We start from the raw sequence: 305 nt of genomic DNA on the forward strand, positions 1-305 counted from the left end.
CGCCGAGCAGCAGGGCCAGGACGCGCTCGCCGCCGCCCGCGCGGCAGCCGCCGAGAACCGCACCGCCGCCGAGCGCGAGACCGCCGAACTCCGGCGCGTGGCCGCCGAGTTCGAGCAGCGGGTGCGCGCCGAGGCAGGCACCGTCGCGGAGGCCCTGCGGGCCGAGGCCGAGGCCGCGGCGAAGCCCGTCCGGGACGCCGCGGTGGCCGACGCCGAGCGCGTGCGCACCGAGGCCGACGCCGACGCCGCCCGAACCCGCGGCGACGCCGAGACCGACGCCACCGCCCTGCGCTACGACAGCCAGC

1 pseudogene is annotated in these 305 nt (G+C 81.3%); it reads left to right on the forward strand.

The annotated features are described in order from the left end of the window. Positions 1-305, forward strand: a pseudogene (locus tag PUR71_RS00085) (cellulose-binding protein); the annotation flags it as partial.

The sequence above is a fragment of the Streptomyces sp. SP17BM10 genome (assembly GCF_036322405.1).
GTDB lineage: Bacteria > Actinomycetota > Actinomycetes > Streptomycetales > Streptomycetaceae > Kitasatospora.